This is a genomic window from Haloferax profundi (assembly GCF_001469865.1).
GTDB classification, from domain to species: domain Archaea; phylum Halobacteriota; class Halobacteria; order Halobacteriales; family Haloferacaceae; genus Haloferax; species Haloferax profundi.
The window spans coordinates 1-1,125 of sequence record NZ_LOPV01000116.1 but is presented as its reverse complement, the minus strand read 5'-3'; the positions used below and the strand labels follow the sequence as shown (position 1 = coordinate 1,125).

Below are 1,125 nucleotides of genomic sequence, written 5' to 3'. Positions count from 1 at the left end.
ACACTATATCAATACTGTTGGTTAAGATGGTCGTATCACTGTCTTCTGTTGAACCTTCCAGACAGTGACACGAACCGCGTGACACATCAGAGGGAGTATGTGGCAACCTCGACTCCGAAAGTCACTGTGGCAACCCAACAGTGGCGGTTTCCTCAAACTACTTCTGTCTGCATACGCAATGTATGCGTATGAGCACATCAATTCGCGTCTCTGACGAGACGAAGGCGAAGCTGGCGCGGCTAAAGCGTGAAGACGAAAGTTGGGATGAGTTCCTGGACCGATTAGCGAACGAGGGTTCGGGAATGAAGGCTGGTGCGTGGGAAGGAACTGACAAAGCCAAAAAGGCGCGCGAAGCAATCAAGCGTTCCCGAGAGAGCTTCCAGCAGTGACCCTTCTCGATTCATCGGTTATCATCGATTACCTCGACGGTGTGGAGGAAGTCGTCGAGTTCGTCGATGAACAACCGGTCTTAGTCACGTCCAGCATTTGTATCTACGAAGTGCTCGCTGGTGAGGTGTTCTCAGCAGGAGAGACAGACCTCATCGGGGCGCGTGAAAACTTCGGGCGAGTCACCGCTCTCGACTTCTCCGAAGAGGTCGCGTTCGAAGCTGCCCGGATGCAGAACCGCCTTCTCGAATCTGGCACCCCCATGTCGCCACGCGACCTCATGATTGCGGCTACAGCTCGATCTGAAGGGAAGAAACTGGTTGTTTCCGACGCTGACTTTGATACAGAAGGACTCCGTGAAATCCTCTCTATCCGGACATTTGGGCCGTATTAGTCCTTCTAGACAGTGCTTGGACCTGTGATTCTTCATGGCCGCCCCAACCGTCCCAACCTTTGTTAGAACCGGTGGACGATTTTGCTATCATAGGTGGGAGGCACGTTCCATGAGTGAACGTTCTTTTCACCTACTCATCAAAAGGGGTATACTCGTCGTGCCTGACACTCAAACATGGCTAATAGGGGAGTATCATCGGTAATTGCCACTGTTTTGATGGTTGCAGTAGTAGTCATCTTGGCTGCAGTGATCTCAGCCGCGACTTTTGGGTTCACCTCCGATCTTCGCCACCCCGGACCCACAGTCGCCGAGTCAAGTGGTCGGCTGCTTGCCGACCTTCCCGG

General features: G+C 53.1%; 3 protein-coding genes. All 3 read left to right on the top strand.

Translation table 11 applies throughout. The annotated features are described in order from the left end of the window. Positions 1-188: 188 nt before the first annotated feature. On the top strand, positions 189-389 hold the full coding sequence (locus AUR66_RS06230) for a DUF7557 family protein (protein WP_058571621.1): 201 nt from the start codon (positions 189-191) through the stop codon (positions 387-389). Continuing rightward, positions 386-781: a type II toxin-antitoxin system VapC family toxin gene (locus tag AUR66_RS06225; RefSeq protein ID WP_058571620.1), complete on the top strand. Its 396-nt coding sequence runs from the start codon at positions 386-388 to the stop codon at positions 779-781. The genes AUR66_RS06230 and AUR66_RS06225 overlap by 4 nt, the downstream gene beginning before the upstream one ends. A 174-nt stretch (positions 782-955) precedes the next feature. Next, the coding region (locus AUR66_RS20450; RefSeq protein ID WP_157533010.1) for a type IV pilin at positions 956-1,125 on the top strand (170 nt) is incomplete at its 3' end.